Source organism: Microcoleus sp. Pol12B4, from assembly GCF_036701385.1.
In the GTDB taxonomy this organism is placed as follows: Bacteria; Cyanobacteriota; Cyanobacteriia; order Cyanobacteriales; family Microcoleaceae; genus Microcoleus.
In genome coordinates, this window is record NZ_JAUBQR010000283.1 from 1 (window position 1) to 7,087 (window position 7,087).

General features: G+C 45.6%; 4 protein-coding genes. 2 read left to right on the plus strand and 2 right to left on the minus strand.

Going from position 1 to position 7,087, the window contains the following annotated elements:
* Nucleotides 1-548: 548 nt before the first annotated feature.
* Both QUA38_RS26195 and QUA38_RS26200 read left to right on the plus strand, forming a co-directional pair.
* Entirely contained in the window at nucleotides 549-1,352 is an 804-nt protein-coding gene (locus QUA38_RS26195) for a DUF2267 domain-containing protein (protein ID WP_333167081.1), read from the plus strand.
* Nucleotides 1,353-1,713: 361 nt separating this feature from the next.
* A complete protein-coding gene (locus QUA38_RS26200; protein ID WP_333167083.1) occupies nucleotides 1,714-4,365 on the plus strand; it encodes an EAL domain-containing protein in 2,652 nt (883 codons plus the stop codon).
* 337 nt (nucleotides 4,366-4,702) lie between these two features.
* Here the strand turns inward: QUA38_RS26200 and QUA38_RS26205 are convergent, their stop codons facing one another.
* Nucleotides 4,703-6,355, minus strand: coding sequence for an alpha-amylase family glycosyl hydrolase (locus QUA38_RS26205; RefSeq protein ID WP_333167085.1), 1,653 nt, complete (start codon nucleotides 6,353-6,355; stop codon nucleotides 4,703-4,705).
* Between the two features lie 486 nt (nucleotides 6,356-6,841).
* The coding region (locus QUA38_RS26210) for a response regulator transcription factor (RefSeq protein WP_333167087.1) at nucleotides 6,842-7,087 on the minus strand (246 nt) is incomplete at its 5' end.

Below are 7,087 nucleotides of genomic sequence, written 5' to 3' on the forward strand. Positions count from 1 at the left end.
AGCGAAACGATCAAAAAAGTTGTCTCCGAGGCATTCTTCAAGTGGCGCTGCGGCACTTGAAACAGATTGGCTCGTATGTGTAGTTCTCCGATGACCAGTTTTTGGTCTAACTCGATACAATATTCCTACAAGCTGCAGGCAAAACGACTGCTGTTGATTAACCGCATAGCATCTGCTTAATTCTACCTCTCCCAGCACTAATTACCAACTGAGGTACTCTTCGTGCGTCAGCCTTGGTAAAAATACGCAATAAATACGCAATAAATACGAAAAATGTTACCAATAAAGCATCCTCGCTTAATAACATTCAATAGTGGCGACAGCTTTTTAGGATATTAACCACATTAGACATGGGTTCTCCTACAGGGATCTACCTAAAGGAAGATTCTAACCGATACTTAATTTTAATTAACTTCCACCTGCTGAGAGATACTTGATTAGTCTACTTTAGACTTCAATGTTTTTAAGTAGTAATCATCACAATTTAAGCAAGTAAAAAAAATCAATTTTTACTTGAGATTTACCGGATATTAACCTAGGAGGTTTCGATGACAATTGCAATCAGAGACGACCTGACTTACATTTTGCTCAAAAAGATTGGCAGCGGCAACGGCAGGGGAGAGTCGGAAATTAGGAACGCAGCCGAAGAATATGTCGGTCACCAGGTGGCGGAAGCGGAATTGCTCGGTCATTTGGACTACCTCAACCAAAGGGAATTTATCAAAGCTCAGTTTAGTGGCGAGCCTTATGGAGGAACTGAGTTATTGCCGCCTTTAGTCGCATTTCAAGAAGCTGACTTAACAGAAAAAGGTCGCAAACTGTTACACAAAATGGAGACGAATCCTCCGACCTCCCTCCACCAGGAAGGATCGGCAGTTCCTATCGCTTCAAAGGATATGCCGTTTTTGGAAAAAGTGATGGTAAAAGGTCACTTGGAGGATATTTTTGATGCCCGCGACATTACCGAAGTAGTGTACCGGATCATGCGCGATGTGATGACAAAAGAAGCCATCGAGCACGTGGAATCTGAATTGCACAAAGAAGTTTTGCCTACGGATGACAAAACCCTGCAACAAGAAATAGCAGACCTCTGGAAAGATACGAATCCGCTGGTGGGATTGCTCAGCCGGGTGCGTCAACCTTTGACCGGCGCGCCTGCACCTTTGGGGATCGATGGCAATTTGTTTGCACGGAGGGTTGAACTAGAAGGCGCCCTTCCTTCAGGAGTAAAACCGGAAACTGCGATCGCGGCTGTATTTTCGGCAACGAAGGATGAGCTGTCCGAGGAGCGAATTCAGGAAATAGCTGGCTTTTTGCCGGACAGAATTCGGGAAATTTGGGAGTCGGCTTAATGAGACCTTTTAAGGTATAAATACTTACCAGCCGGGTTGACCAAGCTGGTTTCTCTATACCTTTTGTCTTGTAACTCTAGAATTGCTTTGTAGTGAGGACGAAAGTCCCGATTAAACTAGATCGGACTTTCGTCCTCACTAATTTTCCGATCGCTCTTTTCTTGCCTTGTAAGTGCTGTGAAAAACCCGCTCGATCACCGAAATTTGTCGAAAAAGCCGAAATATTCCCAGAAACCGAGCTTCTCGCTCTTGGGTAGGGTCAAGCACCTAGACGCCGCGAAAGTGTTGTAATGTATAATACAGGGCAAGTTAAGACTGTGGCTTGCAAAAATGCTGTCAACAGCCCGGGAGATCAAAAGGCATGGCCCGCACAAAACTTATACAAATGTCACGATCGACTTTAGAACAAGAGGTTTTACTCAATCGAATTACCAATCGCATTCGCAACTCTTTAGAACTGCAAGAGATTTTGACGACAACTGCCCGAGAAATCCGCAGCTTTTTAGAAAGCGATCGAGTAAAAGTTTATCGCTTTGAGGCCGACGGTAGCGGTGAGGTCATTGCTGAGTCGATCCACGGCGACAAGTTGCCATCTATGCTGGGTTTGCGCTTTCCAGCAGGCGACATTCCCCATAGTGCTCGGGAATTGTTTCTCAAAGCGCGCCAGCGAGTGATTGTAGATGTGGAATTGCAGCATCAAACAATTAATCGGTTAGATTGTCCCGAAACCGGCAAAACTTTAGCAGTTGAAGATATTAGCTATCGTCCTGTAGACCCCTGTCACGCTGAATATCTTAAAGCTATGGGGGCACGTTCTTCTCTGACGGTGCCGATTGTGCATCAAAATCATCTTTGGGGGCTGTTGGTGTCTCACCATAGCCAACCGAAACGGTTTAGCGATCGAGAGTTGAAAATGGTGCAGTTGCTTGTGGATCAACTTTCAATTGCGATCGCCCAATCTTTTCTGCTGAGTCAAGCTAGACAGCAAGCGCGGGACGAAGCCGTTATCAACCAAATTACCAGTTTGCTGCATTCTCCTCTGGAACTCAACGAAATTCGGAAAGCAGTTCTTGAACAAACTGTCAAGCATTTGCATGGTTCGGGAGGGCGACTCTACCTTGCAGCCGAGTTTGGCGATCGACCGGCTTTGCTTTATACCTGTGGCCAGCAGCCCGCGGACATCGACCTTGAACTCAGCCCGTTTTGGCAGCAGATCATGGGGTTTGACAACCAAGGCGATCGAACACAAACTGCTAATCATACAAGCCCATTAGATATTTTTGAGAATCTATATTCCCAGCATTACAGTTCAATTGACAGCAATGTTTCCAGTTTTATCGTACCGCATTTGTATGCAATTGCAGATATTTCTAAAGAACCTCAACTCAAATCTGTATCTGCCAATTTAGTCGCAGCTTCCATTCGTTCATTTTTGGCAGTACCGCTGCAATACCGCCAACAGTGCATCGGCTGTCTCACCGTTTTTCGCAGCCCTATAGAAACAGAAATTTTGTGGGCGGGGCGTTGCAGTTCGGACGCCCGGCACGATCGTCCCCGACAATCCTTTGCAGCTTGGAAAGAAATCAAAACAGGCGAAGCTAAAAAGTGGACTAGCGAGGAACAGAAGCTAGCACAATCTTTAGGAACTCACCTGTACATGGCTGCAATGCAGAGACGGGTCGAGGCGATGATCCGACATCAAGCTTCTCACGATCCCTTAACAGGTTTACCTAATAGATTACTGTTTAATGAAAGGCTGTCTTTAGCTTTAGCTAGTGCTCACCAAAATGCAGAAATGCTGGCGGTTATCTTTCTAGATTTGGATAGATTTAAAAATGTTAACGATACCCTAGGTCACCCAGTGGGTGATTTGTTGCTGCAAAGTGTATCTCGGCGTTTGACTAACTGTTTGCGGGTGGGGGATTCGATGGCTCGTTGGGGCGGAGATGAATTTACTGTGCTGCTATACAATATCAACAGCCCTGACGAAGCAACTAAAATTTGCCAGCTAATTATCCAGAGTTTAAGCAGTCCTTTTGATTTTGAGGGTCTAGAACTTTATATTAAGGCTAGCTTGGGAATTGCTTTGGCTCCTTATGACGGAGAAGATGCAGAAACTTTGCTGAAAAATGCTGATGCTGCAATGTACAAAGCTAAACAGAAAGGTCGCAATAATTATCAGTTTTACACGCGGGCGATCGGCAGTAAAGTCTCCGAGGATCTTAACTTAGAAAATCATCTTTACAAAGCTCTAAAAAAATCAGAGTTTGTCCTGCACTATCAACCGCAAATAAGTTTAAAGACTGGTAAAATAGTCGGCATGGAAGCTCTGATTCGCTGGGAACATCCCGAACGCGGTTTGATTTCTCCCGATCGATTTATTCCCTTAGCTGAGGAAACAGGATTAATCTGCCAAATTGACGAATGGGTGATGCGGACTGCTTGCTTGCAAAATCGAGCGTGGCAGTTACTGGGATTGCCGCCGATGCGGATAGCGGTAAATTTATCAGCCCGCCAGTTTCTGCAACCTCACACAGTACAAACCATCGCTGAAATTTTATCAGAAACAAAGTTAAATCCCGAGTATTTAGAAATAGAAATTACCGAGAGCATTGCCATGACAGATGTGAGCTTTACGGTGTCGGTATTGCAGCAGTTGCAGGACATGGGAATTCACATTGCTTTGGACGATTTTGGCACCGGTTATTCTTCGCTGTGGTCTCTGAAAAACTTTCCCCTCAACAATTTAAAAATAGACAAGTCTTTCGTTGCCGACTTGGTGACTGGCAGCAGCGGTGCTACTATTGTGAAACTGGCGATCGCCTTGGGACAGGGCCTGAATTTACAGGTGATTGCTGAGGGAGTGGAAACAGCAGAACAGTTGGCATTTTTGCACTCGCATCAGTGCGATATGGGTCAGGGTTACTTTTTTAGCAAACCAATACCGGCGACCGCTATAACCCAATTGTGTCTAGAAAATCAATCTGGGAACAAACAAAAGCTTCTCTTTTGAGCGATATCTGTAGGAACAAAGGCTTTCGCCGTTTCCGGCGCGGAGAGTAGGACACGGCGCCATGCCCATAGGTGTCAACTTAAACCTGAAAGCCTTGGTATCTCTCGTTCATAGCCAAGTCTAGATCCCCCTAAATCCCCCTTAAGAAGGGGGACTTTGATAAGACTCTTGTCCCCCCCTTCTTAAGGGGGGCTAGGGGGGATCTAGGGTTAATAGTCAAACAGCAGTCTGTGACAGGGTTTGAGCTTAAGTTGACACGACGAAAGGCAGTGCCGTTTTCCTACATAATGATTATTTTGGGGTAGGGAAACGGCGAAAGTCTTTGTCCTCCGTTGCCTTACTGCCAAACAAACACTTTCGCTTCGTATTCCGGCAAGTCAATCATAATATTGTCATCGCCGGATTCAATATCATAATCCCCCGTCCATTCGTGCCAAGTTCCGTTGGCCGGGAAGTGAGGAACGCTGTAACCCGCCAGATAATTTTCCGACATATTCGCCACTACTACAACTCTCGAACCTTCATCGTTCCAGCGAGTGTAAGCAAAAACTTTCGAGTCGGGGTCTTCGTGAAAAAAGTCGATGTTTTCTGTGTAAAGTGCTTGGTTATTTTTACGCAGGTGAATTAAGCCTTTGTAGTATTCCCACAAACCTTTATTCAGGTCATTTCCTAGCAGCGTCCAGTCAATTTTAGATTGCTCAATTGTTTTGGCTTTGTATTCGCCAAATTCTTCGCCCATCCAAATCAGCGGCACCCCAACTGCTGTCATTAACAGCACGGTTCCCAACTTCGCCCGCTTGAAGGCGGCTTCATCCAAAATCCCGCGCTCGCCCAATTCGGCAAAAATGCGATCGTGGTCGTGATTGCTCAAATAATTGACTACATTCGTAGCACCCAAGAAACCTTGCCGCTTGCAGTCGATTACCTCTTTGAGCCGTTCTAAATCAAAATTGTCGCCGCACAGTTGTGGAATTATGGAGTGATAGAAACTGTCGTGCCAGCAGCCGTCCATAGGCCCGTCTAGATTCGTGATGCTGGGATTTTCGGGAATGTATTCGGCAACTGTATAAAACGGTTTGGGACCGGCGACATTTTTAGCTTCTTGAACAACCCAGTGCATGAAATCGTAGTTGGCAATTTGTCGCGCCGCGTCGAAGCGAATGCCGTCGAGATGATATTCTTGAATCCAGAAGCGGACTGTATCGCCAGCAAATCGGCGCGCCGGATAAGTTCCTAAGTTTTCGTCGTAGAATTCGTAGTTAAATTCCGGGCCCCAATTGTTGTCGGGATCGCGGGGTTCGTGGTGGTACCAATAATCGTGATCGATTTGAGTGAGGGGGCTCGATGCTTCCGAGTGGTTGTAAATCCCGTCGATGATGACGCGAATCCCGCGCCCGTGACACTCATCTATCAGGTTTTTGAGTTCTTCTGTGGTTCCGTAGCTGGACTCGGCAGCGAAGAAGTAGCGGGGGTTGTAGCCCCAACTGTAGTCACCGGGGTATTCTTTGAGGGGCATGAGTTCGATCGCGTTGACGCCGAGTTCGACTAGGTAATCGAGTTTTTCGACGACGTGCTTATACTTGCCGCGGGCGAAGGGATCATCTTCACCGCCGGAAAAGTCAGCAACGTGCATTTCGTAAATCACTAATTCCCGATCGGCCGGTAGCGGTTTATCGTCGTGTTTCCAGACGTAGGTATCGACAATGCGATCGCCATCTTTGATCCGAACAATGCCGTTTTGAGTAGGATCGTCGATATCAGTCGCGTAGGGATCGACCACATCTACCCACTGATCTGCTTCCAGAAACCAGCTTTTCGACTGAACGCGAAATTTGTATTGATAAACGCCATCCTCCAACTCAACTCGCGTGCGGAAATAACCCTCTTCGTCCTTTTCCATCGGAATATCTTCCCAATTAGAAAAAGATCCAATCAAGGTAGCTTCTTTGTTGTAGGGAGCAAATAACTTGAATTCAATTGGAGCGGCCATAATACCTCTTTCTAAAGCATTTTAGTAGCAGTTGATACTTTTAATTTCGCTAATTTAAGCGAACTCAGCATCGCTCTGCGGATATAATTTATTTAAGGCTTAACTATTCCTAAAAGTATCGTAATATGGCTTCTGCCTGCGCCTTTTATGAAGTGAGATCGCGCAATATTGGCAGTGGGAGCGAAATTTATCTAACTGGGGATCGCTCAACAATAAGTATTAATAATATGATACTTTTTTAGCATCTATCTTATGGTATATTTACTTTTTTTAAAAGTGGAAAAAAATATATGTACTAGGATAGATGCGGATTTAAAATTTATTACTGTTTTAACAACAAATAATTGCTTAGCTGGTGCACACTGCCTTCCCTAATTTTTTGGTAATAATTAGTCAGTCGGTGTGCACTGCACACCCTAAATCAGTGGCCGTAAGGTGCGCACAGCGCACCCTACTTTTAACTTGATTTTGCCTGATGATAAGGCTTCATCCAACCAAGCCAGAACGCAGGGCGAGAACGGCAGCCTGAGTGCGGTCATCAGCGCACAACTTGTTCAAAATATTGCGGACGTGAGTCTTGACTGTACCGACAGTAATGTAAAGCTTTTCGGCGATTGCAGCATTGCTGTAACCCTGCACGATCAGTTCCAAAACCTCTAATTCCCGCTCGGTTAAAGGGTAAGTCTCAATGATGTGACTAAACTCGGGTTCGGCAGCCTTAATTGTGACTCT